15 protein-coding genes are annotated in these 20,908 nt (G+C 68.1%); all 15 read left to right on the top strand.

Annotation, left to right across the window (positions count from 1 at the left end; all coding sequences use genetic code 11):
• The first annotated feature begins 10 nt into the window (after window positions 1–10).
• The 15 genes from BR78_RS21995 to BR78_RS0112780 are packed head-to-tail and all read left to right on the top strand — an operon-like array spanning window position 11 to window position 20,907.
• Complete coding sequence (locus tag BR78_RS21995) at window positions 11–1,663, top strand: hypothetical protein (protein ID WP_029936639.1); 1,653 nt, start codon at window positions 11–13, stop codon at window positions 1,661–1,663.
• Window positions 1,663–2,262, top strand: coding sequence for a phage tail protein (locus BR78_RS21990; protein ID WP_051683323.1), 600 nt, complete (start codon window positions 1,663–1,665; stop codon window positions 2,260–2,262). The genes BR78_RS21995 and BR78_RS21990 overlap by 1 nt, the downstream gene beginning before the upstream one ends.
• Entirely contained in the window at window positions 2,259–3,629 is a 1,371-nt protein-coding gene (locus BR78_RS20555; protein ID WP_037566685.1) for a CIS tube protein, read from the top strand. The genes BR78_RS21990 and BR78_RS20555 overlap by 4 nt, the downstream gene beginning before the upstream one ends.
• Window positions 3,630–3,639: 10 nt before the next feature.
• A complete protein-coding gene (locus BR78_RS21755; protein WP_156022314.1) occupies window positions 3,640–3,813 on the top strand; it encodes a hypothetical protein in 174 nt (57 codons plus the stop codon).
• Between the two features lies 1 nt (window position 3,814).
• Entirely contained in the window at window positions 3,815–4,903 is a 1,089-nt protein-coding gene (locus BR78_RS0112830) for a phage late control D family protein (RefSeq protein ID WP_051683322.1), read from the top strand.
• Entirely contained in the window at window positions 4,900–5,583 is a 684-nt protein-coding gene (locus tag BR78_RS0112825; protein WP_029936636.1) for a phage baseplate assembly protein V, read from the top strand. Before BR78_RS0112830 ends, BR78_RS0112825 begins: the two co-directional genes overlap by 4 nt.
• A complete protein-coding gene (locus BR78_RS0112820; RefSeq protein WP_197021371.1) occupies window positions 5,580–7,223 on the top strand; it encodes a hypothetical protein in 1,644 nt (547 codons plus the stop codon). The genes BR78_RS0112825 and BR78_RS0112820 overlap by 4 nt, the downstream gene beginning before the upstream one ends.
• Window positions 7,220–7,639: a GPW/gp25 family protein gene (locus BR78_RS0112815; RefSeq protein ID WP_029936634.1), complete on the top strand. Its 420-nt coding sequence runs from the start codon at window positions 7,220–7,222 to the stop codon at window positions 7,637–7,639. The genes BR78_RS0112820 and BR78_RS0112815 overlap by 4 nt, the downstream gene beginning before the upstream one ends.
• Window positions 7,639–9,852 (top strand): putative baseplate assembly protein, encoded by a 2,214-nt coding sequence (locus tag BR78_RS0112810; protein WP_029936633.1) that lies wholly within the window; start codon window positions 7,639–7,641, stop codon window positions 9,850–9,852. Before BR78_RS0112815 ends, BR78_RS0112810 begins: the two co-directional genes overlap by 1 nt.
• Window positions 9,852–12,539 (top strand): phage tail protein, encoded by a 2,688-nt coding sequence (locus BR78_RS0112805; RefSeq protein ID WP_029936632.1) that lies wholly within the window; start codon window positions 9,852–9,854, stop codon window positions 12,537–12,539. The genes BR78_RS0112810 and BR78_RS0112805 overlap by 1 nt, the downstream gene beginning before the upstream one ends.
• A gap of 12 nt (window positions 12,540–12,551) precedes the next feature.
• Window positions 12,552–12,884, top strand: a complete 333-nt coding sequence (locus BR78_RS0112800) for a hypothetical protein (RefSeq protein WP_029936631.1) — start codon at window positions 12,552–12,554, stop codon at window positions 12,882–12,884.
• Window positions 12,885–12,889: 5 nt separating this feature from the next.
• On the top strand, window positions 12,890–13,159 hold the full coding sequence (locus tag BR78_RS0112795; protein WP_029936630.1) for a hypothetical protein: 270 nt from the start codon (window positions 12,890–12,892) through the stop codon (window positions 13,157–13,159).
• A 9-nt stretch (window positions 13,160–13,168) separates the two neighbouring features.
• Window positions 13,169–14,032 (top strand): hypothetical protein, encoded by an 864-nt coding sequence (locus BR78_RS20985; RefSeq protein ID WP_051683321.1) that lies wholly within the window; start codon window positions 13,169–13,171, stop codon window positions 14,030–14,032.
• A 12-nt stretch (window positions 14,033–14,044) separates the two neighbouring features.
• Window positions 14,045–16,459: a hypothetical protein gene (locus BR78_RS20980; RefSeq protein ID WP_051683320.1), complete on the top strand. Its 2,415-nt coding sequence runs from the start codon at window positions 14,045–14,047 to the stop codon at window positions 16,457–16,459.
• Between the two features lie 14 nt (window positions 16,460–16,473).
• On the top strand, window positions 16,474–20,907 hold the full coding sequence (locus tag BR78_RS0112780) for a hypothetical protein (RefSeq protein WP_029936627.1): 4,434 nt from the start codon (window positions 16,474–16,476) through the stop codon (window positions 20,905–20,907).
• Window position 20,908: the final 1 nt, after the last annotated feature.

The raw sequence follows: 20,908 nt of genomic DNA, 5'->3' as shown, positions 1-20,908 counted from the left end.
GAGCCTTCTCATGCCGTTGCCCGGCATCACTTTCACCGCGAGCCGGCCCCAGGCGCCGGGTCTGTCGTCGCGCGCCGATGTCGCCGTTTTCGTCGGCTGCGTCGCCCGGCGGTCGGCGGCGCTGCCGGCTGGAGTGCGCGGGGCGCTGGAGGCCGACGGCTGGACGCCGACGGGGGTGTTCAAGGCGGCGGCGGCGCGGATGGACAGCCTGCTGGGGCTGCCGGTGCCGGTCGAGAGCTGGTCCGAGTTCGATGCGCTTTATGCCTGGGACCGGCGCCCGATGGGCCCCGGTTCGGACCAGATGGTTCCATGCCCGCTGGGCCTCGCCGTCAAGCGCTTCTTCGCCGAGGGCGGCGCAAAGGCCTATGTCGTGCGGACCGGCGATCCGATCGCGCTCGACGATGCCGCCGCGGGGCCCGAGGCCTTCACCAAGGCCAAGAGGCTGCTACTCGCCTGGAAGACCACCAAGCCCGCCGACGCTGCGCTGCGCCAGCCACTCCTCGCCGGACTGAGCGGGCTAGGCTCTCCCAGCGACCCCGCCGATCCCGCAACCTGGACCGGCGCGGCAGTCGCTTATGCCGTCGAGGATGCGGCGCTGTTGCTGCTGCCCGACCTGATCGATTTGTGCGCCGGCGCGCCGCGCCAGGCACCGCCGCCACAGGAGCCACCGGGGCCGCCCGAAGTCTTCAAACCCTGCGCTCCTGCCGCGCCCGAGCTCACCCCCGAAGCACGCGTAGCGCGGCCCGCTCTGCTCGCCCCACGGCTGGATGCGGAAGGCTATGCGACTTGGTCGCGGGCGATCCGCTTCGCGCTCGACTTGCTCGGCCGGCCAAAGGGGCCCGCCCACCGCCGCGACTTGACCTTGGTATCGGCAATGCCTTTACCTTTCGTCGCGGAAGGCGGGTTCAGCGACGGCGAGGAATGCTGGCCGCTCGCTTTGCTCGACCGGCCCGACCTCGCCGGCCCGAAGCTGCGGCTGCTCGACGACGGCGCGGTCGGCAATGCGCGGCTGCAGCTCGCTTATCCGTGGATCGCGACACGCGATTCAGTCGATCTGCCCGAAGCTCTGGAAAGCCCCGAAGGCGCGTTGGCGGCAGTGATCGCGCGCTCCGCGATCCAGCGCGGCGCGTTCCGCAGCGCCGCCGGCGAGCCGCTGCGGACCGTGACTGCGCTCGTTCCCGAAATCGGCTCGAGCGACCTCGCTCGCGGCGTTCCTGGCAAGGCCGACTGGCTCGGCGACCGGCTGTCGTTGTTCGCCGTGCGCCGCGGGCGGATCGAATTGTTCAGCGACAGTTCGATGGCGCCGCAGCGCGCTTGGCGCCCCGGCGGCACCTCGCGGCTGATGGGCATCTTGTTGCGCGCGTCGCGCACCCTCGGCGACGATCTGGTGTTCGAACCGTCGGGCCCGATCCTATGGGGACGGATGCGCGCCGCGCTCGAGGCACTGTGCGATTCGCTGCGCGCGCTCGGCGCCTTTGCCGGGCGCAGCCGCGACGAGGCTTTCACCGTCAACTGCGACGCCGGCACCATGACACAGGCAGATATCGACAATGGTCGCGTTATCGCGACGCTGAGCTTCCTGCCGGCGCAGCCGATCGAGCGCGTCTCCGTGGTCCTGCAATTGATCGAGGCGGCGTCCGAAGCGACGCGGGAGGCAGCCTGATGCCCCTGAGCTGGAGCAAGGACCTCGCCGAGGAAAACCGAGTCCCCTACGGCAATTTTGCGTTCCACCTCGCCGTGGATCCAGTCGAGGGATCGAGCTTCGCGCCATGGGGCACGACCAATGCCGGGCTCGTCGGCAGCTTCTCCGAAGTCTCGGGGATCGAGGCGGTGATGGAGCACAAGGTCATCAAGGTCGGCGGCCATAATTACGGCACGACGATGCGCGCCGGCCCGGTGACCTTCGGGACGGTGGTGCTCAAGCGCGGCATTATCCGCACCCAATTGCTGTGGCGCTGGTGGTCGGTGTTCACTGGTGCCGATGCCGAGGCACGGGGCGGCAGCGTCCCGATCGACGGAAGGCCGGTCAAGGCCAATCGTGGCCATGTCTTGATCGGGCTGGTCCGCGCCGGTGAAGAGACTCAGCGGGTGATGGACTCGAAGAAATTGCCCGAGCCCGCGATCGCCTTTGGCTGGCGGCTGCGCAATGCGATGCCGGTCAAGTTCCGCGTCGGCGACCTCAATGCCAAGGGCACCGATGTCGCGGTCGAGGAATTGCACCTCGTGCATGAAGGCCTGGAAATGTCGGGAGTCCTCGCATGAGCGACACGCCGGCAGCCAACGCCGCCTATTTCACCGGGCCGGGATCCGACACGAACTTCAACGTGCGGTTCAACGTGCAGTTCAATCCCGCGTCGCTGCGTGTCACGCTGACCAACCAGTTCGGCGAGGATCCGCCCGAGCAGCATGCCCGCGCCACCACCGCCAAGCTCGACGTCGAACTGATCTTCGACACCACCGAAGATGGCACCGACGTTCGCGACAAGGTGAAGGAGCTGCGCAGCTTCGCAACGGCGATCCCCGCCACCACCGGCAAGGGCACGCCCAAACCGGCAAACAGCGGCGGAAACAGGGACGAGGCCAATCTCAGCCTGCCCAAGATTACTTTCCATTGGGGCACCGCGTCCTACACCGGGGTCATCGAGTCGCTGACCGAGACGCTTGATTATTGGTCGTCGGACGGCGTGCCGTTACGCGCCACGATCCAGCTCAGCATCAAGGGCGACGGCAAGGCCTTCTTCGACTATAAGAGCAAGACGGCGAGTTATTTCAGCGCCTCCGATCCGGCCTTTACCCCGCCCGACGTGATCGTGCTTCCCGCCGAGCCCAAATTCGCCAGCCTGACTGCAGCCGCCACGCGTGCCGGTGATCCCAAAGCCGGCCGCGCGCTGGCGGCGTTCAACGGAGTCGAGAATATGCGTGCCGGCGGCGGGGCCACCGCGATGGCCGGAGCCGGCGTCAACTTGTCCGCCGCCGCCGGCTTCTCGATGTCGGGCGGGGTCAGCGCGGGCGTGTCAATCGGCTTTGGCATGGGCGCTTCGGCGGGGCTCAGCGCTTCGGCCGGGATCGGCGGCAGCGTCGGAGTCGGCATGGCGGCGGGGATGGGCGGCGGCGCGGGCTTCTCGGCGGGGGCCGGCTTTTCAGCAGGCGCGGGCTTCTCGGCAGGGGCCGGTGCCACGGCCGGTTTCGGCGCGGGCGCGTCGTTCGGCATGGGTTCGAGCATGGGCGGCGCAGGCCTGTCGATGAGCGGCGGGCTTGGCGGCACGAGCGAGGGCGGCGGGGGTTTGTTCAGCTCGACCACCACCAGCGTGACCGGGTTCGATGGCGTCACCCAGACCGACACCAATAGCAGCTTCACTGGCTTCGACGGCACCACGCGTTCGAGCGGAAGCTCGACGACCAGCTTCGGCGGGTCCTCGGCGGGCATGCGCGCGGACGAGGGTGCCTTTGCCGGGCTTGGCATGTCGAAGACGACGAGCTGGAGCTCAAGTTACCAGCCGGAGCGCCTGCTCCCACCGCCGCGGCCGATGGTGACGTCGAGCTCGAGCTTCGACGTGACCGGGCGGCTCGTCGGCGGCGGGGCGGTGGTCGCCGAAAGCTACTCCAGCCGCAGCGTGACATTCTTCTGAAGGGTTCGAGATGGGCGTGATCGTGGAAGAGATGACGAGCGAAGTGGCTGCAGCCGCCGCGCCCGCACCCGCGTCCGCGAGCGGCGGCGCTGCGGCCGGGCTGGCGCGCGACGTCGACATGGACCGGCTCGAACATGCGATGCGGCGCCGGCAGCACCGCATCGAGCGGCTGTGGGCGGACTGACATGGCGCTCGACGACCCCCAGAGCCTGCTGAGCTTCGTGCCGACGCTGGAAATCGGCGGGATGGACTATCCGTCGATCGCGCCGAACCTGGAACGGTTCCGCATGATCGAGGGGCCAGGCGGGATGACCAGCCTCGAGCTGGTGGTGATCGACGCGGCTGGAGTCGCCGATGGCACGGTGACCTTTGCCTCGGGCAGCGGCTCACCGCTTGATTTGGGTGCCGGGATCCGTTTGTTCGCCGGCCCAGCCGAACGCGGCGCGGCGGAAATCTTCGATGGCCAGATCACCGGGCTCGAGGCTGAGATCCGCGAGAATGCGCCACCCTTGCTCACGGTGCTCGCCGAGGACCGGCTGTTCCCGCTTCGCCGCAAGCGCAAGACCAGGCTGTTCGAACAGCAGGCGCTGGGCGATGTCGTCAAGGCAATCGCCCGCGATTACGGCCTCGCCCCGGAGGTCCGCGATGGCGTTGACACCATTGCGCGCGACTGGCTGCAAACCGACGAGACCGATCTCGCTTTCCTGCGCCGCATCCTCGATCGCTTCGATTGCGACATGCAGATCGTCGCCGCCAAGCTGCAGGTCGGGCGCAAGGGCAAGGACCGCCGCACGCTTGTGCCGCTGCAGGCGGGTTCGACCTTGCTCGCCTGCCGAGTTACTGCCGACATTTCCGAGCAAGTGAGTGAAATCCGCATCGCCAGCTTCGATCCGAAGAGCGGCGACGCGGTCAACGAGACTAAGCCGGCGGGGGGGTACGGCCCTGGTGCTGGCAAAAGCGGCGCCGACACGCTCTCGGCCAAATTCTCGCGCGTCAGCCTCCATCTCGGTCGATTCGGGCCGATGACCAGCGGCGATGCGCAGGCGATCGCGCAAACCGAATGCGAGCGCCGTGCCCGGGCCTTCGTCCGCGCCTTCGGTACCGCGCAGGGCAATGGGCAGCTGCGCGTCGGCAGCTGGGTCGAACTCGCCGGGCTCAACCCGCGCTTCGCCAATCAATATGCCGTCACCCGCGCAGTACACCATTATGACCGCAGCGACGGCTACCGCACCGATTTTGAGGCCGAATGTGCCTATCTGGGAGACCCGGCATGAACCCCGTGGGGCTCTTCCCCGCGCCGGCGCAATGGCTTTCGGGCGCGCATATAGCCAAGGTTGTCTCGGTGCAGGACCCGCAGTCCCAGTCGCGGGTGCAGGTCCAGTTGCTGTCGGCCGATCCCGAAGGCGAGGCGCCGATCTGGGCGCGCGTCGCGGTGCCCTTCGCCGGGGATAATTACGGTGCCTTCTTCATTCCCGATGTGGGCTGCGAAGTGATCGTCCAGTTCCTCGCCGGCGACACCACCAACCCGATCGTGATCGGCACCTTGTGGAACGGCGCGACCGGTATCCCCGAGACTTTGCCGGGCAACGCCGTCGATCGCTGGGCGATCTGCGGCAAGAACGGCACGCGCATCGCGATCGTCGAGGAATCCGCGGGTCAGGAAATGGTCGAAATCGAGACGCCCGCCGGTGCCAGGGCGACGCTGACCGATCAGGCCGGTGGCTCGATCAAGCTCGAAGTCGCCGGCAACACGTTCGAGATGAGTACGTCGGGCGTGTCGATCCAGACATCGTCGCAATGCGAGGTCCAGGCGTCGACCGTCACAGTCACTGCCAGTTCGGTGAGCGTCAACACCAGCATGGCGACCTTTTCGGGCACGGTGCAGTGCAACACGCTGATCGCCAGCTCCGTGGTATCGTCGAGCTACTCGCCAGGCGCGGGGAATGTATGGTGACGCCCACGCTCCTCCCTGCGCCGACGCGCCCGCACCCCGCGGTGGCGCGCCGTCTGGCGCGCCAGCTGCCGCCGCAACAGGCGCATGACATCGTGATTCGGCCGCTCGGCGGCGGTGGCGCAACCACGCTGATCGCCACCGCGCCGATCGATAATTTCGTCGAGGCCTTGTTCGATCAGCTCTCCGCCGACGACTGGCGGACCACGCTGGCGGCTATGCACGGTGTGCGCCGCGGCCAGAGCGATCACGTGCTCGAACTCGGTCTGCCGACGCATCGCAAGGCGCAGATCGTGCTGTTCGAAGTATTCTGCCGCCAGCCGGGCTCGCCGCGGATCGACCCGAAGAAGCTCGCCGACAAGGGCATGGTGATCCGCCGCGTCCATGGCAGTCGCTGGGACGGCTGGATGAAGGCGCCACGTTCGATCGCCGGCTGGACCTTGATCCCCGATCCCGATGCCGACCCCGGGGTACGCGGTGATCAGGCGTTCCACGCCGCCAATCGCGCCGCGCGCGCGCTGGTCGCCGCGCGCAGGGTCAAGCCGCAATTCCACGAAGACGTGCTGCCGTTGCATCTCGTTCCGCCCGATATCTGCGCGAAGCTCGGACGGACAATCCTGTTCGGAGTGATCCCGGTCGGCGACAGCACGCGCAGCTCGGCACCGCCGACGCCGATCAATTATGCCGGCATGTCGGGTCAGGCGCGCATCGACCTGGTCGGGCATCTCTCCGAATTCCTCAAGCCGCGGGCGCCGACCAGCTTGCCGCGTCCCGGGCAGGCGCTCCGCCGCAAGTGGAATGCGCTCGAGCCCGCGGGCAAGCGCCCAGACGGCACTGCGCGGCCTGCCGACCAGGGACAGATCAACGCGCTCGGCATCTTCCTCCAGCAATTGAGCGTCGAACTCGACGCCTTCGGGACCAGCGCCGAGGCGCGCGCGATGATGGCGCTGTTGAAGACGATCCCCCTTCCGCTGACCAAGAGTGGCAATCGCGTCACCAGCAGCACCGACGCCGCGACCTTCGCCACCAAGGCAGTGAAGATCCTGATCGATCGCGAGCCCAATGCTAACGACGCGCTCAAGATGCCGCTCGAATGGCCTCGGATCGACACCAATCTTGGCAATCGGCTGACTCAGGCAGCGCTCAATTGCCTATCGCGGCGGCATGCCGATCTCGCCGGCTCCCCCGGCAAGTTCGAGGTCGTAACCGATCAGTTCGTGGTGCGCGGGTTTGTCCGCGTGCGCGGGCATGAAGGCTGTGCGGAGAAACTGGTGTGGAGCGCGGCCAGCGAGCGCTTCCGCGTGCTGCCGTGGTGGGACGGCGACGGGCCAGGCGTCAAGATCAAGCTGCCCGACATGTCGCAGCTCAAAAGGGTCAAGCCCAACGTATCTTTCGAGATGCCGCCGGCGATCGCCAACATGCTCAACGGCGACTTGAAAAAGCTCGCCGACGGCGACGGCAAGACCAGCGGTCCGTCGCTCGGCTTCATCTGCAGCTTCTCGATCCCGATCATCACTCTGTGCGCGTTCATCGTACTCAACATCTTCCTCGGGCTATTCGACCTGTTTCTCCGCTGGATGATGTTCATAAAGATCTGCCTGCCGATCCCAATGCCGGCGCCGCCCGAGGAGAGCGACACATGAGCGGGCCGATCCTCACCTCCTCGCGCGGCGCTGACATCCGTCCGGCGATCGGCTGGCCGCTAATGCCGGTGCCCGATGGCGACGGGCGGCTCGGTTGGCCCGATCTCGAAGCGTCGATCCGTCAGCGCATCGAATGTGTGCTGCGCACCGCGCCCGGCGAGCAATTGATGCGCCCGGAATTCGGGGCGGGGCTCGAAGAGCTGATCCATCAGGCAAACACCACCGAAGTGCGCGCGCGCATCCAGGCGCAGATCGCCGCGGCGGTCGGCGCCTGGGAGCCGCGTATCCTGCTCGATCGAGTCTCGGCGGTCGCCGCCGACGATCCGCGCGAGCTGATCGTCACCATCGCGTACCGCATTCGCGCGACCGGCTCGTCCGGGCAGATCGCGGCGCGCGTCCCCGTGGGGAGTGCCTGATGCCCATCCGCCCTCCCGCCCTAGACGATCGCAGCTTCGACGATCTCGTCGCCGATCTGGTTCGCCGTATCCCGGCGCACACCCCCGAATGGACCGACGCGCGCGAAGGCGATCCGGGGCGGACCTTGGTCGATCTGTTCGCTTGGCTGGGGGATACCATCCTCTATCGCGCCAATCTGATTCCCGAACGCCAGCGGCTCGCCTTCCTGCGCCTGCTTGGCCAGCAGATGCGCGCCGCCGAGCCGGCGGGCGGGCTGGTCGAAGTGGTCATCGACGATCCGCTGGCGAGCACCGGGGTGGTACTGCCGATGCGTTCGGCGATAGCCAAACCGGTGAATTTCGAGTTGCTCGCCGAGCTCAGCGTCCAGCCGGTGACGGGGCGCTGCTATCTCAAGCGCCGGCCTGACGCGCGCGAGAGCGCGGGGCTCGCGGATCTCGTCGCTGATCTGCGCCAGCTCTACACCGCGCCGGGCACCCCGACTGCCTATATCACCACCCCTGTGTTCGTCGACGGCGCGGCCGAGCCCGCGGGGCGCGATTTCGTCCATGACAGCATCGATGGCTGCCTATGGATGGCGTTGCTAGCTGCGACCCCCGACGCCGCCCTAGTCCAGAAGGTGACCAAGATGCTGGGCGGAGGCGACGACAATCGCCGTGTCGCGCTGACCCTCGGGCTGGCGCCGGCGATCACCATGCCCGGCACGCTCGAGGCGATTTCGGCGCGCGCGCCGATACCCTGCGTGTGGGAAATTTGCACAGGGCAGGGCGGCGGCGATCAGTATGTCCCGCTCGAAATCCTCGCCGACGGCACCGGCGGGCTGATCCGCCCGGGCACCACGCGGGTGCTGCTGCCGGGAGCCGATGATTTCGCCGTGCCGACCAACGACGTGCTGGCCGATATCAATGCCGGCATCGGTGATCGTCCGCCGCGGATCGATGATCCGGCGACGGCGGGCCGCATCGTCGCCTGGCTACGCCTCCGCCCGCTGCCAGAAGCGCGCCTGACCTCGTTCAAGCTCTCTTGGGCCGGCGCCAATGCCGGCATGGTCGAGCAGATGCAGACGCTCGGCCGGCAGCAGATCGGCCGCGGCACCGGCAGCTCGGGCCAGAGCTATCCGCTCGGCACGAACTCGGTCGATCCGGCCAGCCTGATCATCGAGGTCGAGGAGGAAGAGGGGATGCGCCCCTGGCGCCAGGTCCCCGACGTGGAGGCGGCGGGACGCGGCGAGCGCGTCTACAGTCTCGACAGCGAAGCCGGAGTGATCCGCTTCGGCAGCGGTGTGCGCGGCGCGGTGCCGGCGCCGGGCCGCGCCATACAGGTGGTGACGATGCGCGCCGGCGGCGGGTCGCAAGGCAATATCCCGCCAGGCGCGCTCAAGGGCCTCGCCGCGCCAGCCGGGGCGCCCAAGCTCAAGCTCAATCAGCCGCTGCCGCTGACCGGCGGAATCGACGCCGAACGGATCGAGGAGGCCGAGGCGCGTATCCCGGCGATGATACGGCACGGCGGCCGCGCCGTGACCAAAAGCGACATTAAGGAACTCGCGTTGCGTACCCCGGGAGTGCCAGTGGCGCGAGTCGAAGTGCTCGAACGGTTCAAGCCGCAACAGCGGCGGGGGGACATTCCGGGAGTGGTTTCGGTCATGGTCGTGCCGCAACGCGCCGGCACGGCGAAACCGTGCCCGCGCGCCGACCGAACGATGCTCGAAAGCGTCTATTCGTGGCTCGATTCGCGCCGGCCGCTCGCCACAGAGCTCTACGTCATCGCCCCCGAATATGTGCCGGTGGGCGTCACCGCGGCGGTCGAGCTGGTCGATTCGAACCAGCGCGACGCAGTGCTCGACATGGTTTCCGAAGTGATTCGCCGCCATCTCTGGCCGCTCGCGCCCGGCGGCCCTGACGGCCAGGGTTGGCCGCTGGGCCGCGCGCTCGACGACCGACTGATCGAAACCGCGATCGCGCGGGTACCGGGGGTACGCAGCGTCGCGCCGGTGCGGCTGTTCCAACGGTCGACGCGCGGGCGCAATTGGGTGCCAGTTGCCGAGGATCGCACCGGGCGCGGGCTGATCACGCTCTCGCCTTGGCAATTGCCCGAGTTGGCGATGCTCTCGGTGGGCGTCGGCAGCACTTCGTCGACCAGTCTGCCGCCGGGCGCCGAGGGCGCGGGCAGCGGCGCCGGCGGTCTCGCCATTCCCGTCGTACCGGAGCTGTGCTGATGGACGTCAACGGCCTGCCGATGTGGGAGCTTGCCGGCCGCGCGGACTTCGGTCTGGCGCCTTCGGCCAAGCCCCCCTTCATCGCGGACCGCCTCCATTTCAAGGACGCGTTCGGCCACGTCCTGCTCTCCGAGCGGCAGCCCGCGCCGGCGTTGGCCGAAGTCGAGACCTGGTCACGCGCCCAGGCATCGGCGCCGTCGCCGGTCGCCGATCAGCTCGGCGGCTTTGCATGGTGGGACGGCACCAGCAAGACGGTGCAGGCTTCGGGCTTCGCGCCGGGAACGATCCAGCTGTTCCCGCCCCATCTCGATCCGCCTTATGACGAACCGGCGAGCATGATCGGCGCGAGTGATCTGGCGCTGGGTGACGACGATGTGCTCTACATCGCCCGCGACGGTGCGCTCACCTGGCGCGACTTGCGCGACCGCTGGCGCCCGGCTCGGATCGCGCGCGATGATTTTCGCGCGGATCTGATCGCGCCGATGGCCGGCGGCGGCGTTTGGGTGTTCGACAAGCTTCACCGGCGGTTGGGGCGGGCGCGGGGCTATCCTCTGCAGTTTGCCGGCTTGCGCGACGCAGATCCGACACGGTTCGACCCGGTCGAGCCCAATCGCAATCCGCCTCGGCTGATCCGCGCGCGGGCTGCGCCGCTGGGGAGCGAGTATGAAATAGTAGCGATGGCGGCTTCCGTCGGCGGCAAGCTCGCCTTGCTGGCATGGGAACCGGGCGAGGACGCCAGCATCCTCACGCTCGAAGGTAATGCCTTTGCGCGGCGCTTTCGGCTGGAGGGGCTGCGCTACCCTTATTCGCTCGCCTGGGTGGGCGAGGATCGGGTCGCGGTGCTGGCCGGCGACAACAACAGGCCGGCGCGCCAGGCTTTCCTCTACCCGATCGAGGGCGCGCCGACGCCCGATGTTGTCACGACACCGAGCGGCCAAATTCATCCGTTGATCAACCCTAGCGAAGCGAAGTTCGCCAACAGCCTCGCTCCTGTGCCGCGTTATCTAGCCGATCCGGAGGCGGGTGTGGCGACCGTCGAGCGCCCGCTCCGCGCGCTTTCCGGCACCAAATTTGCGCGCAGTGGATCGGTGATGATCGGGCCCATCGATGCCGGGAGGCCGGGGTGCGTGTGGCATCGGCTCTATGCCGATGCGGCGGTGCCCGATGGCGGCGCGATTACGGTCAACGCGCTGGCTACTGAAGGCCGCACGCCGCCCAAGCTTCCGGGCGAGGCACAGGCGCCGGGCTGGGCGCCGCATCGCATCGCCCCAGCGCGCGCCGAAGGCATTCCCAACGCCAGCTGGGTGTCGCAGCGGAGCGAAGTGCCCTTCGCCGAAAGCGCGCTGGGCTGCATTCCCCGGCCCAATCGCGCCGGACTGTGGACCGTGTTGCTGCAACAGACCGGCCGCAAAGTGCGCCGCGTCACCGGCCGCTATCTATGGCTGCACGTCACGCTCGAAGGCGATAGTCAGGCGACGCCCGAGCTCGCCGCGCTGCGCGTCTATGCCAACCGTTTGTCATGGCGGGACCAGTACCTGCCGGCCTTTTATCGCGAGCCGCTCAGCGGCCCGGATGCGGCGGCGGCGGGACCGGCGACGCCCAACGACTTTCTCGAGCGGATGCTGCACCTCTACGAAGGCGTGCTGACCGAAACCGAAGGGCGTATCGCCGGATCGTGGCTGCTGACTGATCCCGCAGCGGCGCCCGCGAGCGCGTTGCCGTGGATCGGCAGGTGGATCGGCGTTGCAATCGATCCCGCCGACAGCGCCGAGCGCTCGCGCCAAGCCTTGCTCGCGGCGCCCTATACCGCGGCACTCAACGGAACGTTGGGCGGGCTGCTCGCCGCGCTGGAGCTGGGCACGGGCGGACGCCTCTATCAGGGCGCGCGGATCCATCCCGATGATCGTGCTCCCGCGCCGGGCGCACTTGCCGTCGCCACGGTCGGCGACACGGCGACGCGCGCGTTGGCGCTCGGCATGGCCCAGGGCGGTTCGTGTACGATGCTCACGGGCGGCGCGGTGACGCGCGGCAGCATCGTGGTGGTCGAGGGTTTCCGCCTGCGTCGCACCTTTGCGACGATCCTCGGTACCGACCTCAACGAGGAGGAGGACCCGTTGACGCTCGGCCTGATTCAATCGGGCAACAGCTTCGTCGGCGACACGCTGATCCTCGGCGATGTCGCGCGGCAGGAACTGCTCTCCTTGTTCAGGCCCGAGATTGATCGCGCGCGGAGCGGCGATACCCAGGCAGTGCAACAATTCTACGCGCGGCTCGCGCACCGCGTGCTCGTCCTGGTCCGCGGGGTGAAGGACCGTAACGAAATGGCGCGCTTGAAGGATGTGATCGAAGCCGCGGTTCCGGCGCATGTCGAGGCGAGCATGCATCAGGCACGCCGGCCGTTGATCGTCGGTGCTGCGTCCCTGGTCGGTATCGATTCGTGGCTCGATCAGCCCGAGCCCTTCGAAGCGGTGCGGCTGGGCCGCTCGATCGTCGGCGAGGGCGATTTCGTCGCGGGTTCGGGCGGGCTCGACCCGCGCGCCGACGGGCCGGTGTCGATCCGTCCGACCGCGCGGATCAGCGGACCGAGCGTGGTCAGCGCCGGGCAACGCTTCGTGCTGAGCGCGATCGGATCGAAGGGCGCGCCCGGCAGCAACATTACCCGCCACATCTGGACGTGGAACGATTGAGGAGCAACGACAATGGCGACGTTCAAACCCAATGTGCCGGTGGTCCAGCAGGATCCGGTGGTCAGCGTCGACGTGAGCGCGGCGAGCCCGCTTCCGGTGGGCAAGCACACTTTCATCCTCACCGTGGTCGACGATAGCGGCAACGAGTCCGACAAGGTGTCGATCGACATCATCGTGCAGGATACCGACCGCCCGACCGCGGTGCTCGATCTGGTCGACAAGAGCGGCAACATCATCACCACGCCGATCGTGGCGCCGGGTGCCAGCTTCATCCTGTCGGCCGCGCGTTCCCAGGACGCCACCGGCAAGATCAAGGAATATCGCTTCACGATGGATCCGGCGTAACCGCGATGGTCACGCTCGCGCCCGGTAAGGCTTTCTCCACGTCGCAGCCCTCGGTTGTGGTGGAGAATGTGCTCGATCCGGGGCGGCACGTGTTCCAGCTCGTCGTGACCGACGACAGCGGCAATGCCAGCGCGCCGGTCGATCTGGTGGTGAGCGTCGCCAAGCCCGCCCCGGATACCACGACGCCGCCGACCCGCGCACCCGACCCCGAGAGCCTGACACTCAAACCGACGGTGCTGCGCAATCTGAACCTACGAAATATCAAGCCCAAATAGGAATCGCCGATGAGCACGCTCCTCGCCACCGATCCCCTGGCAGCTCCGCTGAGGCCCGAACGCGTCAATTACGCGACCGGGGTGTTGCTCCAGGCGGAGGATTTCCAGGACGAGCAGACCTATCATCGCGGCCGCCTCGCAATGGCACTGCGCCATATCGCTGGTTTCGGCACGATCGCCGGGCTGCGCGTACGCGCGCCCAGAGCCGGCGACAATGATCTCGAGCTGCGTATCGAGCCCGGCGTCGCGCTCGACCGTTACGGCCGGCTGATCGAATTGGGCGAGCCCTATTGCATCCGTCTCGCCAACTGGTTCGCGGCGCAGGAGACCGGCAAGCTGCGCACCGCAGTACACCGCGCGCCCAATGTCGGCTTTCCTGTCGCAATCGTCGCCGACATATTCCTTTCGGCCAAGGACTGCGCACGCGGAATGACGCCGAGCGTCGCCTCGGGGCCGTTCGATGCGCTTGACGCCCTGGTCCCGGCGCGGCTCGCCGAGGAGCCGCAGCTCGAGCTGGTGCTGCGCGCCGAAGCCGATCCGATCCCGAGCCCGACCAATCACTGGCCCGATGCCGCCGCGAGCCGCGACGACAAGCTCAACGCAGTGCTCGGCTCCTGGGATACCGGACTGACCGGCGCGGGCGACGAAGAGCTCGACCCGCTCGCCGAGCAGGTCGCCGGCACCGATCTGTCGGCGGTCTTGCTCGCCCGCGTGGCGATCCCGGTGCAGCTTGCCGCCGATGCGCCGTCGAGCGTCCGCCCGGTACTCGATGCCGCGCGCCCCTCGGTCGACAACCGTGTCCGCCCCTTCATCTTCCTGCCCGGCAAATGGAGCGGTCGCGCGCCCGCCGCCGGGGCGCTCGTCGAACCTTGAGAGGAACTGATCATGACCGAACTCGCCAAGGCAAGCGGCCGCTCGATCATCGAAGTGGCGGACAGTGTCGAAGCCGCGCGCCTCGCCGGCAGCGGCACCGTCTCGCGCGATTCGCTGGAAGACGATCTCTCCGGCGGTCCGCTGATCCTCGACGGACTGCGGCGGCGGCCGCGCTATTTCGACGGCCGCTTCCTCACCGGTGCCGACCTCACCCGCGACCAGGATTATGTCCGCCAGCGCCAGGCCGACATGGCGCGCGCGAGCGGCGCCGGGGTGATCAGCGGACTGCAGGTCGCGGTCGCCTCCAGCGTCCGCGGCCAATCGGTGCGGATCCAGGCGGGGGTGGGGCTCACGCCTTCGGGCGACGTCGTCATGCTCGGCAAGCGCCAGGACGTGCCGATCCTCGACATGCCGGTGACGCGCCAACTCGACGCCGCGCTGGGGCTTTCGGCCGAGCCGCGAGTGCCGCTCGGGCGGCGCAGCGGGATGTTCGTGCTCGCACTGCGCGCCGTCGAGTTCACGGCCAATCCGATCGCCGCCTATCCGCGCAGCATCACCGGGCAGCGCACGGTCGAGGATGGAGATATCATCGAGGCGACGGCGATCACGCTGATTCCGTACCCGGATCATAGCGGCGCGGCGACGCTCGGCGCCGCGCGGCGCGCAGTGGCCAAGCAGATCTTCCTCGGCAAGCCTGCCGGCGTGTCGCAGGACGCACTGCCGCTCGCGCTGATCGGGCTCGATCGCGGCACGATCCGCTGGATAGATATGGCGATGGTTCGGCGCGAGACCGGCGCGGATTCGGGGGTGCAGGTCGCGCTGGGCGGCCGCCCGCGCGCGATCGCCGAGGCGCATGTGCTCCAGCATCGCACGCACCTGGGCGACGTACTCGATGAGCTGCGTGCGCGTTCGATGCCGCCGGTCTTCCCGGCGGCGCAGGCCTTCGCGGCGCTGCCGCCCGCCGGGCAATTGCCCGCTGCGGCGATTCAGCCGGACAATTTCGGCTTTCGCCAATTCTATTTCCCGCCGACCGTGGATGTCGACATCGCCTTCGTGCCGGTCGACGAGATTGGTGCGTTGGTCGAGGAATCGCTGTCGCTGCCGCCGATCGATCTCGAGGCGACCGCCGAGGAGATCGACGCGACCGGGATATTGGTGATGGTTCCGGTAACGCGCGCGCGCTTCCAACGCTTCGAAAATGCGCTGCCCAAAACGCGCATCCCGGCGCTGGCCGATCCGGCGGCGGCGGCGTCCAAGCCGGCGTTCGACATGCTGTCGAGCCTGATTGCCAAGCGCGTCAAGCGCGCCGAGGCGGCGGTGCGCGATGCCGAGGCCGAGGCGCGGGCGCAGGCGGAGGCACTGACCATGCAGGCTTGGCACGCCGCGTGGCAGGAAGCCATTGCCGCATTGCCGACCACCAACGGCCGCCCGCCCTTGCTGTGGTACACGCGCCGCCGCGCGATCGCGTATGACGGTGCCGCGCTCAACGGCGTTTCGATCAGCGGCGACGACGTGATCGTCGCCGGGCTGGTGTCGCAGACACTCAAGCGGCTCAGACTCGAGAAGCGCTTTGCATCGATCAATGCGCGGGCGACGGCGCTCGGCACCGCGCGGGTGATGGCGCTGCTCGGCGGACGGGCGGTGTCGGGTTCCGACATCCTCACCGCCTCGGTGATCGCCGACCTCGAAGCCGTGATCAAGGCGATCCCGACCAAGGCGGACCTGCCGAAGACCGATCCGGCGCCGACCTCGACCCCGGCTCCGACCCCGACCGGCGACTCGTCTCCCAAGCCCGCCCCCGGCGAGACCCCGCCGATCATTGTCCAGCCGCCGGTGTTGCTGCGGCCGACATTGCTCGACGCGAGCGTGCTCACTGCAGGGCCGTCGCTGAGCAGGGCGATGGCCGCGGCGCCCACCGCGACGTTGACCAAGAAGGAGGAGGCGGCCGAAGCCGAGGCGGCGCCGTCGCTGGTTCCCGCCGCTGCCGCGCTGGCATTGCGCGCGGCCACGATCAACCCTGCGGTGGCCGGGATCGCGCAGCCCGCCAGCGCCGATCTGGCGATGGCGCGCAGCGGCCTCAACCGGCTGGCGCTGGCCGTTTCGACGGGCAATCTCACTGCGCTGGCGGCCGCCAACGACATCGTGCTCGGCGACGGCGAAGTGATGGATGTCGCGCAGGATTATAGCGATCCGCGATTGGGCGAGGGGTTGGCGCGGCTGCAGGCGCAGCTCGGCGAGAGCTGGCCGAGCGCGGCCCAGGCTGTGTGGATCGGCGAGAGTGAGCGTGCGCTGTTGCTCGACAGCGCATTCCGCACGCTGGCGGCGAGCGCCTTGCCCGATCTGGCGGCGGCGATCGGCAGCGCAGTCAACGCCAAGGATGTCGGTGCGATCGACAGTGCGCTGACCAATGGTGCGGCGACGAGCTGAGCGGAGGACGGCACATGGAAGTCACCCAGCGCATCGATCGTTCGTTCGCCGATGAGCATGTCATCGGCTGCGATCCGCCGCTCCGGCCCGACCTGCCCAATGTCTGGCGGCGGCGGATGCATCCTTTCGCCGGGCGCGCGGTGTCGGACAAGGCGCTCACTGCCGAACAGGACGTGCGCTCGGGAATGCAGCGGCTCTATGGCCTGTCGCTCGCGCCGGGCAGCGTCTCGGGGCTCGAAGTAACCGCCGAGCCCGGCGCGATCGGGGCGGCGCCCGAGGTCGCACAGCTGATCGTTTCGCCGGGGATCGCGATCGCGGTGTCGGGCGAGGACGTCAGCATCGGCAGCGCGCGCCGCGTAAAGCTTGCAGACTTGCCGGTGATCCTGCGTGTCGACCATGCTGATGCGATCGAGGACGACGAGGATCCCGATGTGCTGGCCGTTTCGTCGCCGGTGGGGAGCGATCGGCTGCGGCCGGTGCTGCCGCGCCGCATTGGCCGCAACCTCGGCGGGCTCGCCGCGAGTGCGCGCAGTGCGCTATTGCCGCATGTCGCGGTGCTCGTCGCGCGGCCGGTGACCGCGACGATCCTCGGCCGGCCGATGGATGCCTGCCCGCCCGATGCGCGCGACGACGCCTATGTCGACTTGCAGCGCATCGATGGCGCGCAGCTCGCCTTGTTCCTGTGGCCAGGCGAAGTCACTGCGACCGACGGCAGTCCCGATTACGCGCTGCCCAGCTACGACAAGGCGCAGCGCAATCGCCTGGCTTATGCCGCGTTCGACAATGAGAAATTGTTCGGCGAAGACGACATGCATCCCTGGGACGCATGGGGCGTGCCGCTCGCCACGATCGGTTTCAATCCGGACTGGTCGCTGGGCTTTGTCGACCGGTTCAGCGTGGTGCGCACTGGCGGCACACCGGGCAATCGCACGCCTTTGGTGCCGATGACCGGCGACCCGCGGCTGTGGCAGGCGCGGATCGACCAGTTCGTCGGCCAATTGGTCGAGCAGCCGTCGTTCGACGAAGTGCTGCTGCGCGATACATTCGTGCGGCTGCCCCCGGTTGGGCTGCTCCCGCGCGATCTGTTCGATCCCGTGCTCCGGCGCCAGACCTTCTTCCCGGGCAGCTTCGCGCTTTCGGCCATCCCGGTGCCGCAGAGCAACCTCGATCTGGCGATTCGCGAGGCGGCGGCGCTCGCCAGTTACAACCGCAGCGCGCCCGATCGAGTCGAGTTGCTCGTGCCGGTGCCTGACACGGTCTATGAGCCGCGCCTGCTCGAGATCGAAACCGCCGACCCGCGCTTCGCCACCACTATGGCGGCATTCGCCGCCGATCGCGCGCGCTGGCTGGCGACTCGCGAGATCGGCCGCCGCCGGCTCGACCGGCTCAACGAGGCGATTTCGGGCCAGCCGGTGCGCTGGCCGGCGGCCGACCTGCCGATAGGCGAGGACAGCCCCGACCCAGGCGATCAGCCGCCGGTCGAATGCACACGCACGCGACGCTTCGACGAGGCGGGAGCGACGGTGCGGCTGCATACCATGTCTGGCGCGGCGGCATCGCTGCCGGTCGCGAAGAGCGACATTGTGTGGGTGTGGGTGCGGATTCACTCCGCGGCCAATCTCACCGGACTGTCGCTTCGACTCGGCGAGGCGACGAGTCCCGAATTCTTGGCCAATTTCAGCAAAGGCGTATTCTGGGGCGCAGCCGACGGGCTTTTCGGCAATCTGTTCAAAGGCGGCGCGCTGCCGCCGGTCGGCCGCTGGACGCGGCTCGAAGTCCCCGCATCGCAGGCGTGGGATGTGAGCGGTGGCGGGCTCGAAGGCTTCGCAGTCAACGGCGTCGAGTTCGGCCAGCGCGGTGGCCAAGTCGAATGGGGGCCTTTCGGCACGACCGACGCCAGTGGCAATCTCGCCACCTTCATCGCCGACGACGCACCTGCCGGCTCGGCATTGTTCTCCGGTACGGCTGGCCAGACCAATCCGACCGGGGGCTGGCCATGGACGGTGGTGCCCGGACGCGAGGATATTGTCGTCGGGGATTTCGGGACCGTCGAAGCCAATGGCGTTCGCGAAGTCGCGGCGCTCGATCCGTTCCGGGATCAGTGGACGCAAGACTTCCTGAAACAGGATTTCGCCCAGCTCGAGGAACTGGGGCTCGACGCATTTCTCGGCCAAATCCGCGCGCGGCTCGACGCGACCAACGATGCGATCGATCTCGGCTTTATCAGGGCCCGTTCGGACATCTACCGCGTCCGCCAATATATGCTCGGCGCGGATGCCGCCTCGCGGCTGGTGACCTCTCCGACATTGGCCGATCTCTCGGCGCGCGACGAAAGCGCGCGCGCGACCAGCGTGGGCATCGCCAATTTCCTCGATCGCATCAAGGCGTTCGAGCCGGCCACGCCTACGCCCTCAGGGTCCGATTCTGGGACCGAATCGCTTACCGCTGCGAAACCCGCCGCCGCGAACAGCCAATTGTTTGCGGCGTCGTTCGCGCCGCAATTCATGACGCTCAACATCGCATCGCCTTCCTTGACCCCGACAACGGCCAAGGCGACAGCCGAGACGCGTGAACGGACGTTGACCAGCACCGCGGCCGGCCTGCTCTCCTCGTCGACACTGGCTTCCCCCTCCGCGACGGCGTTTTCGACACCGCTTTCGATACTGCCGATCAATGCCCCGATGTTCCGCGCGCCTACCACTATCGCCCCGCCGACGAGTATCGGCCTCGCCAATATCGCGCTGACCAGCAATCGCTACGAACCCGCCGACATCCGCGGTTCGCGACCGGTGGCGGGGCTGGTCGAGCGCACGCTCAGCGTCGCCGAACGGATCAAGCCGTCGGCTTCGGCGATGGCGCTCGATTATGCGATCGCGAGCAAGGCGGCTGTGATCGGGACGCTGGCCTCGCTCATCGCGACTGCTGCCAATTCGCGCCCGCGCGGCATCGCGCTCGGCGACTTGCCGATGCCGGGCTTTCGGACGGCGGCGAGCACAGACGATGATCCGGTCTTCGTCACGCTGGACGACGTGCTCAATCCGCCCAGGAACGGCAACGGCATCTCGCAAGTCGTCGACATGGACACGCTGCCCGAGAAAAAGGACGAATCGTCCTATTTCACGGCGGCGGTGAAGGCGATCGACAACAGCATCGGGATCATGCGGATGGTCGAGGGGCGAATCGCGCTGTTCGAGGATCTGCGCGACAGCATCGAAGCACTTCGCAACGTCGTTCTGGCGCAAGCGAACCAGGCTGCGGCGTGGCTGCGCAGCGTCGATGTCGAAGTCGAGGAAGCGCGCCACGACGTCGCGGTCGCGCAGCAGCTTTATGCCGAGGAACTGGCGCGGGTGGCGGCGGTCAACGCGCGGCGCAGCGCCGTGCTGGAGACGCATGTCTCGGTGATCGCCTGGCGCCGGGTGCGCGAGGCCGATTACCGCGACTCCGCCCCGGTGCTGGAGATGGCCTCGGGGCTGGCCCCCGATCCGGTCATCGCCTGCCGCCGCGAACATCCCGACGTGCCCGAAGAACTCGACGACTATGTCGAGCTGCTGCGCGACGCGCCGGTCAAATGGTTCCCAGCGATCGCCACCGAAGTGGCGCGGATCGACCGGCTGGAAGCGGCGCGCGCCGCCATCGAAGCGATGCGTTATCGCGCGATGCTGCCGATCTTCGCGCGTACCTTCGTCCCGACCACGCGGATCATGTTCGGCGTACAACAGGCGTTCATCGCGCAGCAGCGCGTGGTGCAGGATCGCCGAACGCTGATCACGCAGATCGACTATAGCCGGATCACTGCGCTCTCGCTCGCGCAGACACATGTTCAGATCCAGCAGACGGCGAGCCTCGGCGACTTGATCGACGGGCGGCATCGCCAGCCGACGCTGACGCGCATGGCGACGAGCGAGATGGAAGCGATCGGGCAGGTTGCCGCTTGTCTGCACGCGGCCTTTGCCGAAGTCGCGCCGGTAATCCGGCTGGGCTGGGCCGAGATTCTGTCCGAATTCGACCGGCCCGCGCCGCTCTCTTCGCTTGCCGGGCTGCCCGGATGGCCCGAAGTGCCCTTGGCCGACCGGCGGACGCTGCAGGGCTTTGTCGACTGGTTGTTCGCGCGGATCGACCGCTCGCAACAGGAAGCGGTCAACGCGATCAACGAGCTGGTGCGAATCGCATTGCTGATGAGTGCGCACGCCCCCGTCGACGCGATCATCCCGGCCCGGCTGGTCGCGCCTGCGCCTGCGGTGCTCGGGACGCGCTTCCAGCTGGCGCTCGACATCACGCGTATCCGCAAGGGCATGATCGCAGTGATCCGCGACCGCAACGACCGCATCGTCTCGCGCGCTGTGATCGACGATATCGTCGACGGGCATGCGATGGCAGTGATGACGCAGAACCTGGGCGGCTTGGTTTCGCTGACCAACGATTTGCGTTTCCATCTCGTGACCGGTTGAG

This window comes from Sphingomonas sp. UNC305MFCol5.2, assembly GCF_000712135.1.
In the GTDB taxonomy this organism is placed as follows: Bacteria; Pseudomonadota; Alphaproteobacteria; order Sphingomonadales; family Sphingomonadaceae; genus Sphingomonas.
The sequence above is the reverse complement of the archived record's forward strand: the minus strand, read 5'-3'. Positions and strand labels throughout refer to the sequence as shown.